Source organism: Rhodococcus sp. 06-418-5, assembly GCF_002258285.1.
Lineage (GTDB): Bacteria > Actinomycetota > Actinomycetes > Mycobacteriales > Mycobacteriaceae > Rhodococcoides.
In genome coordinates, this window is sequence record NZ_NOYE01000037.1 from 551507 (window position 1) to 566025 (window position 14519).

A 14519-nucleotide genomic window follows, 5' to 3' on the forward strand; every position below is an offset into this window, starting at 1 on the left:
CGTGCCCTGAATGTGACCGGTCCTACCGTGACCGGTCGACAACCCGGGAAAGAAACGTCAGAGCGCGACGAGCATGTCGTTGTACTCCGGGTTGGCCGCGGCGAAGCGCTGCACGTACGTGCAGACGGGCTTGACCTTCCAGCCGTAGGACCGAGCACTGTCGAGCGCGCGGCGCACCAGAATGCCGGCCAGTCCTTGATGACCGAAGTCCTCGGTGACGACCGTGTGCATGAAGGACACGACATGAGTACGCGTCGCGCGCGAGCCGTTTCCTTCGACCTCGTAGAAGCCGACGATCCCGACGAGATCGCCGTTGAGTCGAAGCTCGAACCGGTTCTGGTCTTTGTTGATCGAGACATCAGCGCTAGGAGAACTTGCCAGCATGGGACGCCTCCTTCGCTGTGTGTGGAGTGATGAACGAGTGAAAACGATGTGACGTGCACCACTATTAAACATGCGCACGGTGGGTCTGTCACCTTTTCTACCAACAAACCTTCGGATGCGTAGGTTCGTCCGCCGAACAGGACAACAATGCTGGTACGGATCATAAGTGACCCTGTTCGACGTTGTGATACAACAACATTCAAGGCCAGCCCATATTTTCGCCATCTGCTCGGCAAACCGTGTCGACGGCAGCGACCCCCCGTCTCTCCGCCCGCCGGTACTGTCTTCTCTCGTGAAGTTCCTACCGCTCACGCCCAACGGCGAGACTCCCGTCCGCGCGCTGACCATCGCCGGAACCGACTCCGGCGGCGGAGCCGGAATCCAGGCGGACAGTCGAACGATGGCCTTGCTGGGTGTCCACGCCTGCATCGCCGTCGCTGCGGTCACGGTCCAGAACACCGTCGGCGTGACGGGCTTCCACGAGATTCCGCCGGACGTCGTCGCTGCGCAGGTTCGCTCCGTCGTCTCCGACATCGGGGTCGGCGCAGCGAAGACCGGAATGCTGGCCTCCACCGCGATCATCGAAGCTGTCACGGCCGTGTGCACCGAGGTGGGTATCGGCCGAGATCAGCCGGTTCCCCTGGTCGTCGATCCGGTGTGCGCGTCGATGCACGGTGACCCACTGCTGCACGCGGAAGCCCTCGACGCCATCCGCCACACCCTCTTCCCCATCGCCTCGCTGGTCACCCCCAACCTCGACGAGGTTCGGCTCATCACCGGCATCGACGTGGTCGACGACTCGAGCGCGCACCGCGCCGCGGAGGCCCTGCACGGGTTGGGCGCGCAGTGGGCCCTGGTCAAGGGCGGTCACCTGCGGACGTCTACGCACAGCACCGACCTGCTGTTCGACGGCGACACCTTCCTCGAGTTCACCAGCGAGCGCATCGACACCGGCAACGATCACGGCGGCGGCGATACCCTCGCCGCATCGATCGCGTCGGCGCTGGCACACGGCTATTCCATGCCCGACGCGGTCGCGTTCGGCAAGGAGTGGGTCACCCGCTGTCTGGCCGCGTCCTACGATCTGGGCGCGGGCCACGGACCGGTGTCACCGCTGTGGCGACTGCACGAGTCGGAGGATGCGTAGGTCGTCGGGTGCGCCCTTGATCTTCGGAGCGAAGAAGCTGCGGCGATAGGGCTTGGAGACCACATGCAAGGCGTCGAGCACCTCCGGCGGGACCGCCTCGAGGGCCGACGCGGAGATCATCACGTTGCCGTTGCCGCCGGTCTGCATCACCCGGGCGGCGACGGTGACGTCGACGCCCAGCCAGTCCGATCCCACCTGACGCGGGCTGCCGGTGTGGATGCCGACGCGCATCGTCGGGGTGTAGCCGTCGACGTCGACGCCCTTCAGTGCCTCTCGGGCCGCGAAGACCGCGTCGACTGCTTTGCCCGCGTCGGCGAACACCGCCATGATGCCGTCGCCCAGCCTCTTGACGACGTGGCCGCCGCGGAATGCGACCTCGGGTTCGACGGCCTTGGAGACCTTGCGCAGCAACGTCAGGGTCGCGGTGTCGCCGGCCCGGAGCGACCAGGACGAGAACCCGACGAGGTCGGTGAACACGATGGTGACATCGTGCTCACCGCGGCCTCGGCCTGCGCGTTCGAGGATCGCCTGCCACAGCTGCAGCGCCCCGAGACCCACTTCGCGAGACGCGCCGGGTTCGTCGTCGAGTCCGTTCGCAGCCAGGAACCTGTCGGCGACGCGGGCGACGGCCAGGGCTCGGCCCGGACCGTCGATCGACAGGGGATCGCCGAACGTGGGGTCACCCGGTAGTGCGCGGCGCACACGCCGAACCGCCCCGACCACCGCGGGCGCTCGGTTGGTGGTGCGGACCCACTCCACGACCGAGGAGACGACTGCGTTCACAGCATCGAGCGTAACCCACGGTTACACATACTTTCCCTCACCCTTCGGCGCGCGAGGCCTCGCGCTCGGCACCCACCGGAACCCCGTTGGGGCCCTCCACCGACTGCGCGTAGACGCCGATGCCGTAGGCCACGGCCGCACCGTTCTTCGCCAGTGCGGCGCGGTCGACGTTCGCCAGGGTGTCCTGGTCGGTGTGGTAGTTCTCGTCGAACGTCTGATCCGCGGTGCCGCCCCACTTCTCGGCCTGCGCTGCGGTCTTGTTCTCGTCCGCTCCGCTGAACACGCCGCCGGCGGGGATGCCGACCTCGATGAACGGGCCGTAGTCCGAGCGACCGTCGAAATCGGTCCCGTCGACGGCTACACCCTCCTCGGCCAGTCGCTCGACGAAAGTGCGCTCGATGGCGTCGGATCCGGCCGGTCCGGCGGGCTCACCCACCTGGTCGGAGTCGTCTCCGTCGTAGGCGAGGTATCCGGCGTTGTGCGAGCCGATCATGTCGAAGTTCAAGTACAGCGCGATGTTTCGCTTGTCCTCGTCGGACAGGCCCTCGACGTACTTGGTGGAACCGACGAGTCCGTTCTCCTCGGCACCCCAGAACGCGAAACGCACCGCGTTGGTGATCTCGGGGGCGCTGCCCATCTGCAGTGCGGTCTCGAGGACTGCCGCCGTTCCGGTTCCGTTGTCGTTGATGCCGGGGCCCTCCGGGACGCTGTCGAGATGGGCACCGGTGACCACGACGTTCTCGGTCGAACCGGTGGTGGTCTGCGCAATGATGTTGCGACTGGTGGTCGTTTCGGTTTCGGTGACGAGTGTCAGCGTCACCTCGGGTGCGGCGAGAACGGCCGCGCCGTCCTCCTGGCTGACACCGCCGGTCGGGATCCGCGCGGTGTCGGCGTCGCCGAGTGTGCCCGAATCGAGCGGTCCCGGTTCGTTGTTGACGATGATCGCGGCGGCCGCTCCCAGTTCTGCTGCGACGGTTTGCTTCACGCCGAACGGGCACACTCCGCGCGGCACCACCGCGACGGCTCCGGCCAGGTCGAGGCCGGTGTAATCGGCTGCCTCGCAGCCGTCCGCACCGGCGGGAGCGCCGACGACGCGTGCGGTGATCCCCTCGGCGGTGGTGGTCGGCGAGTAACTGAGTGCGAACACCGGAATCTCGGTGCCCGCGAGCGACAGGGTTTGGGTCTGCGCCTCGAAGGTCTCGAATTCGAATTCCGGGGTGGTGACCTCGAATCCTGCCGATTCGAGTTGCGAGACAACATAATCGACACTGGCGTCGTAGCCGGCGGTGCCTGCGGCTCTGTTTCCGTCGTGGTCGGCGGCGATTGATTCCAACTGTTCGAGGTGCCCCACCAAGGCCTCCTCGGTGACCGCGGCAGACAGGCCGGGCCCGTCGGGTGTCGCGAAAACTCTGGCCGGTTCCTCGTCCGAGGTGGACGAGCAACCGGCCAGAATCAAGACAGTGACAGCGCTACCTGCAAGTAGGGAAATCCGCATAGCGGACACCCTACCGGCGAGTGGCGTCAGGCGTCCCGACGATTGACGACGAACACCGCTGCCCCGAAGATCACCGCGGTGAACGCGACGAAGTAGATCAGTCCGCCGATCGGGCCCCAGTGGAAGTCGATTCCGCCGTCGGAGCCGAGGAAGTGATTGGCATTGAGGAACGGTAGGAACGGCTGGATCTTCGCCCCGACGTTCGGAATGAGGCCGACGAGATTCTCGATCAGCAGCGGCCACAGCAGCAGGATCGCGATCGCACCGGCCGACTGTCGAACGAGAGCGCCGACGCCGATCGCGAGAACGACCTGCAGGAACGCCAGAATGGCGGTGCCGTACAGAACGCGCCACGTACCGTCCACGTCGAATCCGAGCAACACGCCCGCCTGTTCGCCGGCCAGAGCCTTGGCGATGACGAGCCCGAGCACCGCAAGCGCGAACGACAGGACAGCGCCGTAGACGCCCACCAACAGCGCCTTCGCGGCCAGAACCGATCCCCTGTTGGTCACCGCCTGGAACGTGGTGCGGATGATCCCGAACCGGTATTCGCTGGTCACGGTCAACGCGGCCAGGATCATCAGCACCATGGCACCGAACGTGCCGACTCCGACTCCGACGACATCGGCGGCGGTCGTGGGCGGAATACCCTCGGGCGCGTCGAGGCTCAGGGCCGACTTCGCAGCCCAACCCAGAATGGCCGCGAACCCGAGACCGAGCACCACGATGATCGCGCTGCACCACCAGGGCGACTTGGTCGAGGTGAACTTGATTCTCTCTGCTGCCAAGACGCCCATCAGAGTGCACCGCCCATCGCTTGCTGAGTGTGGGGAGTGTCGGCTCCCGCGCCGTGATACTGCACTGTGTCTCCGGTGAGTTTCATGAATGCTTCCTCGAGCGAGCCTCGCTGGGAGGCCAACTCGTGCAATGTGATTCCGGCTCGGCCGGCAATGTCGCCGATCGCGTCGGTGGTCGAGTTCAGCACCACGAGCGAGGGCTGAAGTTCGTCGGTCCTGTCCGGCTCGCGCACGGTCAGACCGGCCGTGGTCAACGCCTGGCGCAGACCGTCGAGCTGCGGGCTGCGGACGCGCACCGACGCCTCGGAGGCGTGGTCGATGAATTCCTGCACCGACGAATCGGAGATCAGCTTGCCACGTCCGATGACGATGAGGTGTTCGGCCGTCTGCGCCATCTCCGAGAGCAGGTGGCTCGAGACCAGGACCGTGCGGCCCTCGGCTGCCAAGCGCTGCATGAACTTTCGGATCCAGACGATGCCCTCGGGATCGAGTCCGTTGACCGGCTCGTCGAACAGCAACACCTTGGGGTCACCGAGCAACGCGCCGGCGAGTCCGAGCCGCTGCGACATGCCGAGCGAGAACCCGCCCGCATTCTTCTTCGCGACCTCCGACAGTCCCACCAGCCGCAGCACCTCGTCGACGCGCGACTTGGGGATGCCGTTGGAGGCCGCCATCCACTCGAGATGTGCACGCGCCGAACGGTTCGGGTGCACCCACTTGGCGTCGAGCAGAGCGCCGACGGTACGCAGTGGCTGCTTGAGCTGGCTGTAGTTCTTGCCCTCGATGGTCGCCGTTCCCTTGGTGGGGCGGTCGAGGCCGAGGATCATCCGCATGGTCGTCGACTTGCCTGCGCCGTTGGGGCCCAGGAAGCCGGTCACGATGCCGGGTCTGATGGTGAAGGTGAGGTTGTCGACCGCCGTCACCGCGCCGTATTGCTTGGTCAGTCCTGTCACTTCGATCATGGGTACAACTGTCCCCCATCGTCAGCGTCCGCACATCGACCCACAGTCGCCGATTGCATCATCCTTTCGGATGACACACACCCTGAGACAGTCGGTCACACGGGCGCGGGGTCACAGGGGCTGCGGGGTCACGGGGTCACACACACCCACAGCCGCAAACGCGCGCGCATTCGTCAGGCGCGCGCGCAATCGCCCACGTATCCGCCACTAATTCGCGCGCCTTCCGCAAAAGCGCGCGCGTTTGCCGGAAAAGCAGCACCACGAACAAGAGCTACGCCGACGACACAGCAGCCGCTTCGACGAGCCGGAGCCACACACCCGCCGCCGGCAAACGCGCGCGCATTCGTCAGGCGCGCGCGCATTCGTCAGGCGCGCGCGCAATCGCCCACCCATCCGCCACAATTCCGCGCGCCTTCCGCAAAAGCGCGCGCGTTTGCCGGAAAAGCAACACCACGAACAAGAGCTACGCCGACGACACAGCGGTCACATGGGCGAGCTGGCCTGCGCCCAGAATCGTTTCGGAATGCGGCCGGCATGTCGGGCCTGGTATCCCGCCGCCACCGCGTTCCGCATCGCCGACGCCATCAGCGCCGGGTCCTTCGCCCGGGTCACCGCGGTCGCGAGCAGCACCGCGTCGCAGCCGAGTTCCATCGCAAGGGTGGCGTCGCTGGCGGTGCCGATGCCCGCGTCGAGGATCACCGGAACCGATGCGGCGTCGACGATCATCTCGATGTTGTGGGGGTTTGCGATGCCGAGGCCGGTGCCGATGGGTGAGCCGAGCGGCATGACGGCAACGCAGCCGATGTCCTCGAGCCGCTTGGCCAGTACCGGGTCGTCGGTGGTGTACGGGAGAACTTGGAAGCCGTCGTCCACGAGTTGTTCTGCAGCCGTGACCAATTCGATGGCGTCGGGCAGCAGGGTTCGCTCGTCGGCGATCACTTCGAGTTTCACCCAGTCGGTCTCGAGCGCCTCACGGCCCAGTTGCGCGGTGAGCACTGCTTCGGCCGCGCCGCGGCAGCCTGCGGTGTTGGGCAGCGGGGCGATGTTCAACCTGCGCAGCAGATCCAGCACTCCCGTCCCACCGGCGGCGTCGACGCGGCGCATCGCAACGGTGGTCAGTTCGGTTCCCGACGCGACGAGGGCGTCCTCGAGTACGGCGAGATTCGCTGCTCCTCCGGTGCCGGTGATGAGCCGGGAGGTGAAGGTGCGGCCTGCGATGGTCAGTCCCGTCATGACCTCAACCGCCTTGCACGGCGGTGAGAATGTCGATGGTCCAACCCTTTTCGACGCTGGTGCTGTCCCAGCGACCCTTGGGCAGCACGGCACCGTCGACGGCGACGGCGATGCCTTTCTCGGGCATGCCCAGGAATTCGAGCAGCCGACGCATGGTCATGTCCTCGGTGAGCAGGTGGTCTTCACCGTTGACGGTGATACCGATCGCGACCTGTGTCATGGTGTCCTCTCGATCTGCGGAAATCTCTGGGGGTCGGCTGCTTTCGCCTCCGGCAGCGTCTCGCCGGACACCAGTGCGGCGACGGCATCGGCGGTGATGGGGGCGAGCAGGATGCCGTTGCGTCCGTGTCCGGTGGCGACGATCAACCGGGGAGACAGCCTGCCGATCAGCGGTAACCCGTCCGGGCTCATCGGCCGCAGGCCCGCAGCGGTTTCGTACAGCTCGTACTCGCCGATGCTCGGCATGAGTCGTTCGGCGTCGGCGATGAGGTCTCGCACCCCGGCGACGGTGACCTGGGTGTCCTGACCGGATTCGTATTGGGTTGCGCCGACGACCAATCCGTCGCCGCGCGGTACCAGGTAGATCGCGCGGCCGTGCACGGTTCCGCGGACGGTGCGCGATGGCGGCGGTGCGGCGCTCGGCCGTCGTCGCAGTCGCAGGATCTCGCCTTTGACCGGCCGGACGGGGAGCGTGGGCCACAGTGCGGCCGACTGTGCCCCGGCGGCCAGGACCACCTGATCGGCGTCGGGCACGGTCTCCACCGGGGTGGTCACCAATTCGACTCCCGCGTCCCGGCAACCCTGCTCGAGCGCGGCGATCAGCGCCCGATTGTCCACCGACAACTCGGTCGGAGCCAGCAGGCCAAGTCGGATGTTCTGCGCCAGTGCAGGTTCGAGCTCACGCAGCTGTGCTCGGCCGAGAATCTCGAGTTCGTGTCCCTGTTCGCCCACCCATTCGGCGATGGTTCGTAGGTCGGCGGCATCGGCCGAGTCGAGGGCAACCGTCACCGATCCGGTTGCGGAGAACACCGATGGTCCGGGGAGGCATCGGGCGAAGTCCGGCCACCTCGCCAGCGACGCAGCGCCCAGGTGCAGCAGTTCGTGTTCGCCGGGCCAGCCCTCGGACAGCGGTGCCAGCATGCCGCCTGCGACCCAGGATGCGCCCTTGCCGAGCGCGGGATCGTGCACCACCACTCGGTGACCGTCCTGGCTCAGGCGCAGCGCCGTCGACAACCCGATGACGCCTCCGCCGATAACGACGATGTGCACGCGATTCACGTCCTCACTCCCTGCGCCCGCATGATCGGGTTCAGGTATTGACGGTAAGGGCGGCGAACCCACTCTCAGCCCCACGATCCTCGGGACTCCCGCGATTTCTCGGCCACTCCGTCGTCGGTGGCGGCCTCCATGAGAATACAGTTCGCTTTGTGCATCCATCTCAGACCGCCCGCAACCAGACTCCCCGTGAGCGTCTTGCGTCCGCTCGCCTGTACCTGTGTACCGATGCCAGGCGCGACAAGGGCGACCTCGCGCAGTTCGCCGAGGCCGCGTTGTCCGGTGGCGTCGACATCATCCAGCTGCGTGACAAGAATTCCGCAGGCGAGCGCGAGTTCGGGCCCCTCGAGGCCAAGGACGAGCTTGCGGCGCTGGCGATTCTGCTCGCTGCGACCAAGCGGCACGGTGCGCTGTTGGCAGTCAACGACCGTGCGGATCTGGCGTTGGCCTCGGGCGCGGATGTGCTGCACCTCGGTCAGGGTGATCTGCCGGTGCACTACGCGCGGCAGATCCTGGGGCCGGACGTGGTGATCGGCCGCTCGACGCAGAACCGGGCCCAGTCCTCGCTCGCCGCGATCGAGGACGGCGTCGACTACTTCGCGGTCGGGCCGGTGTGGCCGACGCCCACCAAGCCCAACCGCAAGGCCGCGGGGCTCGAGACTCTGCGGGCGACGGCGGACGCGCTGCCGGAACGGCCGTGGTTCGCCATCGGCGGCGTCGACGCGACCAATGTCGATCAGGTTCGGGCCGCCGGTGCCGATCGCATCGTCGTGGTCCGCGCGATCACCGAGGCGCGGGATCCACAGGCCGCAGCCCGGGACTTGGTCCGAGCACTGCAGGCCTAGAGCCAACCCAGTACTGCGGACGGCGTCAGGACCTGCACCGATTCCGGCAGCCGGTCGCGTAGCCCGCGGTCGGCGGTGACGAGCGCGGTCAGGTCTCCGTCGATGTGTGCCTGCTCGGCCAAGGTGTCGTCGCCACTGCCGTCGGCGAGAATCGTGCGGGTGCGGGGGTCGTCCACCACGGCGTCCCTGGCCCGACCTTCGAGCACGGCGTCGATGCGGGTGAGCCAGCCGTACTGACCGCTGGGCAGTTCGACGGTGCGAGGCAGCGTCTCGGCGAGCGAGGTCAGCAGTGCGCTCGTCGACCCGGTGCGGTCCTTCCACCATCCGTTCGGCCGGGACCCCAGCACGTTGGCGGTGTCGAGCAGCACCCGCAGCGGCACGGTACGCAGCGACGGCCAGCTCGACGCGAAGCCCGGGTGCAAGGGGAGTTCGTCGACGACCGACTCCGGCACCCAGCGCAGCTCGGTGCTCTCCCCGTTGGGCACGGTGGTCAACGGATGATCGGTGTCGGCGACGACGGTGGTGTACGACCAGCCGCTCTCGACACTCGCGGTGACGCGCTCGCTGCGAACACTGACCTGTTCGGCCGTGATACCGGCTTCTTCGTGGGCCTCGCGCACCGCCGCGTGCGCCGTGCTCTCGTGGGAATCGCGGGCTCCGCCGGGCAGTGCCCACGTTCCGCCCTGGTGACTCCACAGGGCACGGTGCTGCAGCAACACCATCGGCTCGCCTGCGTCGGACGGTGCGCGCAGCAACAGGCCGGCGGCACCGTGCCTTCCCCAGTGCCGAGTGCCGTTCTCGCCGATCACCCAGCCGTCGCCGTCACCACGCATGCTCACCACCCTAGGTGAATCACCTGCCTGTAGTGGCTGCAGTACCGTCCGCCTACTTATATGCTCGGGTGCGTGATCGCGGCCGGTATTACCCCCTCCGCTGCCGTCCCCCCGACAACGGCCACACACGTCGGTGTCGCTGCAGGCAAGCCACCGGTTCGCTACACGATGCGCTCGACGCCCGCGCGGTTGGTCGCGATGGGAATCGCGCTGGTGGTGCTCGCGTTGACGGTCGGAAATCTTGCGTCCACGGCCGTGACCGATCGGGTCGACACCCTGGGCACCCTGTTGGTGCGCACCGAGCCCTTCGCGAACTCGGCACAGAATCTGTACGGGGCTCTGTCGGTGGCCGACGCGGCCGCGGCCACCGCGTTCATCGCCGGTGGTCTCGAACCGCCCGAGGTACGCGAGCGCTACTCGCAGGCGCTCGGCGAGGCGTCGTCCGAGCTGATCGCGGCCTCGGCCGGGGTGACCGAGAACGACGCGGCCACCAGCGCGGTGCTCACCCAGATCGCCGCGGGGTTGCCGGTGTACAGCGGTCTGGTCGAGACTGCGCGAGCCAACAACCGCAGCGGAAACCCGGTGGGCGCGGCGTATCTCGGCGAGGCATCGACCATGATGCAGTCGAGTTTGCTGCCGCTGGCCGAGAAGTTGTACACCGAACAGGCGTCGCGAGTCTCGGCCGATCAGGAACGATTCACCAGTCCTCCACTGTTCGCGATCGGCTCGCTGGTGTTCCTGTTGCTGATGACCGGCCTGGCTCAGTGGTATCTGTCGCGGACCACCCGCCGAACGTTGAACGCCGGATTCCTCACTGCCACAGTTGCTGTCGCCGGACTGCTCGGCTGGATGCTGGTGGTGGGACTGATTTCCTCGATTGCCACCGATCGTGCGATCGACCGTGGAGTGTCCCCGTTGAAGTCCTACACGACGGGTTTCATTCTGGCGCAACAGGCCAGAGCGGACGAGACACTCGACCTCGCTCGTCGCGGCGGCGGCCAGGATTACGGAGAATCGTTCGACGCCAACGTCTCTCGGCTCACCGAGATGTTCCAGGGCGACACCACGGTGATCGATGCACTGAACACGTGGTCGGTCTCGCACTCGAGGATCGACTCCGCCCTCGAGGTCGGCGATTTCAACGGCGCGGTCTCCATCGCCACCGGCTCGGGCGAGTCCGATTCGGCGGCCGCGTTCACCGCGCTCGACAGCGTTCTGGTCGACGGAATCGAGAACGCGCGAAGCGAACTGCGGTCCAACATCGACCGATCGGTGTGGGTGCTGTCCGGACTGCCGAACGGTGCCTACGTGCTCACCGTCTTCGCGTCGGTCGCCTTCGGTATCGGCCTCTTTCCGAGGCTGCGTGAGTACCTGTGAAACGTCTACTTGCCGTTGGCATTCTGGTCACCTCCCTGGTGGTCGGCTGCGCCACGCCGGAAAACGCACCGCCGCAAGCGGAGACGACGTTCACCGAACCGCCGCTACCGGACGGCGCGTCCGTCGCCGCCCGCCCCACCGAGAGTCCCGCCGACGACGAGTGCGCGCGCCCCACGGCCAGCCTGCGCCCGCTGCAGACAGGCACCGATGCTCCGCCGCCGCCACAACCGACCGTCGACGCATTGCGCGCCAAGGGCCGGTTGGTCGTCGGGTTGGACACGGGCAGCAATCTTTTCAGCTTCCGTGATCCGATGACCGGCCAGCTGGTCGGGTTCGATGTCGACATCGCGCGGGAAGTCTCACGAGATCTGTTCGGCGACCCGAATCGATTGGACTTTCGCATCCTCACCTCTGCGCAGCGGCTCGAAGCTCTGCAGGATTCTTCGGTGGACATGGTGGTCAAGACCATGACCATCACGTGTGCTCGCCGCAAGGATGTCCAGTTCTCCACCGTGTACTTCCAAGCGCAGCACCGTGTTCTGGTGGTACAGGGATCGGGCATCCGCGGTGTCGAGGATCTGGCAGGCAAGAGAGTGTGCGCAGTGGAGGGCACCACCTCGCTGCGACGCGTTCAACGCGTCCAACCCGCCGCGACGGTGGTGACGGTGCCGATGTGGTCGGATTGCCTTGTGGTGCTGCAGCAACGGCAGGTCGACGCCATCAGCACCGACGACGCGATCCTCGCCGGTCTCGCCGCTCAGGATCCCTACCTCGAGATCGTCGGTGACAGCCTGAGCCCGGAGCCGTACGGGGTGGGGATCAACAAGAACAACGAGGATCTGGTGCGCTTCGTCAACGGGACGTTGGCGCGCATCCGCTCCGACGGCACCTGGAATCGCATCTACGATCGTTGGCTGACGGTGCTCGGTCCCTCCCCCGGTCCGCCCAGCGCGACGTACAGCGATTAGGGGCCTGGACATGGACGACGAACAGCAGCCCACGGCCCCGGCGGAGCGAACGCAGGCGGTCTCGCGCACCGACGACAGCGAGCGCACCCGGGCGGTGTCGAGAACGCAAGCAGTGTCGGCAACGGACGGCGTCGAGCGTACTCAGGCCGTCTCGCGGTCGACGGTCGGCGATCCGACCCCGACATCGACGGCGTCACAGTCCGCTTCCACCCGCTCCAAGACGGGTCGATCGAGATCCGGTCGATCGCGCAGCACCGGCATTCGGCGACGACTCGGCGGCGGTCTGGTGGACGTGCCTCGCGTCGAACCGATCGATCCTGCCACCGCAGTGATGTCGGATCCGACGGTGCCGCAGCACAAACGGTTCTGTTGGAAGTGCAATGCCAAGGTCGGTCGCAGCGAACCGGGTGAGCCCGACGTGGCGATGGGTATCTGCCCGCACTGCGGGGCCACGTTCGACTTCACTCCACTGCTCGAGCCGGGCGATCGCGTGGTCGGCCAGTACGACGTGCAGGGCTGCATCGCACACGGGGGGCTCGGCTGGATCTACCTCGCCATCGACCGCAACGTCAGTGACCGCTGGGTGGTCCTCAAGGGACTGCTGCATTTCGGGGACGAAGAGGCGCACGCGGTCGCGGTCGCGGAGCGACAGTTCCTCGCCGAGGTCGCCCACCCCGGCGTGGTGAAGATCTACAACTTCGTCGAGCAACCCCGCAGCGACGGCTCGACCGTCGGCTTCATCGTGATGGAATACGTCGGCGGCCGTTCGCTGCGCGACATCCTCACCGCCTGCGGTGACGGTGCCCGTCTGCCCGTCGAGCAAGCGTTGGCCTACGTACTCGAAGTGCTTCCGGCACTGGGCTATCTGCATTCGATCGGGCTGGTCTACAACGACCTCAAACCGGAGAACATCATGGTCTCCGACGACCAGATCAAACTCATCGACCTCGGCGCGGTCGCGGGCATCGAGGACTACGGTTACCTGTACGGCACGGTGGGTTATCAGGCACCGGAGATCGTGAAGACGGGACCGACGGTGGCGTCGGACATCTTCACCGTCGGCCGCACACTCGCGGTGTTGACGCTGGACATGCCGTCGAAGAACGGCAAGTACCTCGACGGCCTACCCTCGGCCGAGGAATCCGAAGTGCTACAGCAGTTTCCGTCGTTGCATCGACTGCTGCTGCGCGCGACGCACGAGGACCCCACTCGGCGGTTCCGATCCGCGGACGAGTTGGCCGGGCAGGCCACCGGCGTGCTGCGTGAGATTCTGGCCATCAGGACAGGTGTCGAGCGGCCCGGACTGTCGACGGTGTTCAGCCCGCCCCGTACGACCTTCGGCACCGAGCAGTCGGTGGGACGCACCGACACCTACGTGGACGGTACGGTACGCCACGAACGAATGACGGCCGCCGAAGTGGTTGCTGCGCTTCCGGTTCCACTGGTGGACCCCAACGATCCGAGCGCGCCGTTGCTGGCGGCGGCCGTACACGTCGAACCGCGACAGACCCTGGACTCGCTGCAGCACGCCAAACGAAACGGCATCGAACGCGTCACCGCCGGGGCCGAATCGGGCCGCTCCGCAGGTTCGTCGAGTCCGGTGGAACTGAGCCTCGAGATCACGCTCGCCGAGGTCAAGGCCCACCTGGATCTCGGGAACGTCGTCGATGCAACCGACATCCTGGCGAAGGTGCAGTCGACCGACCACACTGCCGACCCCTGGCGGGTGCAGTGGTACGCGGGCCTGATCGCGCTGCTGCATCACGAATACGATTCTGCGTTCACCCATTTCGACAACGTGCTCGGTGCGATGCCCGGCGAACTCGCGCCCAAGCTCGCTCTCGGAGCCACGTCGGAACTGCTCGGGCATGTGGCCGCGGGCGACAAGGAGGAAGCCGAGAAGTGGCGGGCCCGCGCCGAGGGCCTCTACCGAGCGGTATGGCGAACCAATCGTGGCATCGTCAGCTCGGCGTTCGGCCTGGCGAGGCAGTTGCAGCGCCGCGGCGATCAGACCGGTGCCATCGCCGCGCTCGATCAGGTGCCGATCAGCTCGCGGCACTACTCCATGGCCCGCATGACCAGCGTGTTGACGTTGCTGATGGACCGCTCGCGAGCCGAGCTGTCCGAGGCCGATTTCCGTTCTGCAGCACGTCGAGTGGCGCTGCTACCCAAAGCCGAGAGCCGGGCGTTGCAGATGCGGACGCTGGTGCTGGCGATGGCCCTGGACTGGATCGTCTCCGGCCACGCCGCCACAGCCGAGCGAGAACCCATTCTCAGCGTCCCGTTCACCGAGGACGGGTTGCGGCGCGGCACCGAGAAGGGCCTTCGCGCACTGGCCCGCAACGCCACCGATCGCGCCCACCGCTTCTCGCTGGTGGACCTGGCGAACGCGATCAGACCACGGTCGCTCTTCTGACTGC

At 66.8% G+C, this 14519-nt stretch carries 14 protein-coding genes; 5 read left to right on the plus strand and 9 right to left on the minus strand.

Annotated features, from left to right (window positions below):
- Positions 1-57 precede the first annotated feature (57 nt).
- Positions 58-384, minus strand: a complete 327-nt coding sequence (locus CH274_RS27880; RefSeq protein ID WP_032393766.1) for a GNAT family N-acetyltransferase — start codon at positions 382-384, stop codon at positions 58-60.
- 292 nt (positions 385-676) lie between these two features.
- Between CH274_RS27880 and thiD the strand changes: the two genes are divergently transcribed.
- Positions 677-1531: a bifunctional hydroxymethylpyrimidine kinase/phosphomethylpyrimidine kinase gene (gene thiD, locus CH274_RS27885; protein ID WP_094646804.1), complete on the plus strand. Its 855-nt coding sequence runs from the start codon at positions 677-679 to the stop codon at positions 1529-1531.
- On the opposite strand, the gene CH274_RS27890 is transcribed toward thiD, so the two are convergent.
- The 7 genes from CH274_RS27890 to thiO all read right to left on the minus strand — a co-directional run bounded on the left by CH274_RS27890 (position 1493) and on the right by thiO (position 8070).
- Positions 1493-2314, minus strand: a complete 822-nt coding sequence (locus CH274_RS27890; protein ID WP_094630915.1) for an adenylate/guanylate cyclase domain-containing protein — start codon at positions 2312-2314, stop codon at positions 1493-1495. The two genes, thiD and CH274_RS27890, sit on opposite strands and share 39 nt — an antisense overlap.
- A 37-nt stretch (positions 2315-2351) precedes the next feature.
- Positions 2352-3809, minus strand: a complete 1458-nt coding sequence (locus CH274_RS27895; protein WP_094659482.1) for a M28 family peptidase — start codon at positions 3807-3809, stop codon at positions 2352-2354.
- 26 nt (positions 3810-3835) lie between these two features.
- Positions 3836-4606 (minus strand): ABC transporter permease, encoded by a 771-nt coding sequence (locus tag CH274_RS27900; protein ID WP_094659483.1) that lies wholly within the window; start codon positions 4604-4606, stop codon positions 3836-3838.
- On the minus strand, positions 4606-5568 hold the full coding sequence (locus tag CH274_RS27905; protein ID WP_094630917.1) for an ABC transporter ATP-binding protein: 963 nt from the start codon (positions 5566-5568) through the stop codon (positions 4606-4608). Before CH274_RS27905 ends, CH274_RS27900 begins: the two co-directional genes overlap by 1 nt.
- A gap of 483 nt (positions 5569-6051) precedes the next feature.
- Positions 6052-6801, minus strand: coding sequence for a thiazole synthase (locus tag CH274_RS27910; RefSeq protein ID WP_094659484.1), 750 nt, complete (start codon positions 6799-6801; stop codon positions 6052-6054).
- 4 nt (positions 6802-6805) lie between these two features.
- Complete coding sequence (thiS, locus tag CH274_RS27915; protein ID WP_094659485.1) at positions 6806-7021, minus strand: sulfur carrier protein ThiS; 216 nt, start codon at positions 7019-7021, stop codon at positions 6806-6808.
- On the minus strand, positions 7018-8070 hold the full coding sequence (thiO, locus tag CH274_RS27920) for a glycine oxidase ThiO (RefSeq protein WP_256993726.1): 1053 nt from the start codon (positions 8068-8070) through the stop codon (positions 7018-7020). Before thiO ends, thiS begins: the two co-directional genes overlap by 4 nt.
- Positions 8071-8228: 158 nt before the next feature.
- Here thiO and thiE point away from each other — a divergent pair, with 158 nt between their 5' ends.
- Positions 8229-8921: a thiamine phosphate synthase gene (gene thiE / locus CH274_RS27925; RefSeq protein WP_032393757.1), complete on the plus strand. Its 693-nt coding sequence runs from the start codon at positions 8229-8231 to the stop codon at positions 8919-8921.
- On the opposite strand, the gene CH274_RS27930 is transcribed toward thiE, so the two are convergent.
- Positions 8918-9754 (minus strand): NUDIX hydrolase, encoded by an 837-nt coding sequence (locus tag CH274_RS27930; RefSeq protein ID WP_094631002.1) that lies wholly within the window; start codon positions 9752-9754, stop codon positions 8918-8920. The genes thiE and CH274_RS27930 overlap by 4 nt on opposite strands.
- Positions 9755-9826: 72 nt before the next feature.
- Between CH274_RS27930 and CH274_RS27935 the strand changes: the two genes are divergently transcribed.
- The 3 genes from CH274_RS27935 to CH274_RS27945 are packed head-to-tail and all read left to right on the plus strand — an operon-like array spanning position 9827 to position 14515.
- Entirely contained in the window at positions 9827-11131 is a 1305-nt protein-coding gene (locus CH274_RS27935) for a hypothetical protein (protein ID WP_256993716.1), read from the plus strand.
- A complete protein-coding gene (locus CH274_RS27940; protein ID WP_032393756.1) occupies positions 11128-12099 on the plus strand; it encodes a glutamate ABC transporter substrate-binding protein in 972 nt (323 codons plus the stop codon). Before CH274_RS27935 ends, CH274_RS27940 begins: the two co-directional genes overlap by 4 nt.
- Positions 12100-12109: 10 nt before the next feature.
- Entirely contained in the window at positions 12110-14515 is a 2406-nt protein-coding gene (locus CH274_RS27945; protein ID WP_052049229.1) for a serine/threonine-protein kinase, read from the plus strand.
- Positions 14516-14519: the final 4 nt, after the last annotated feature.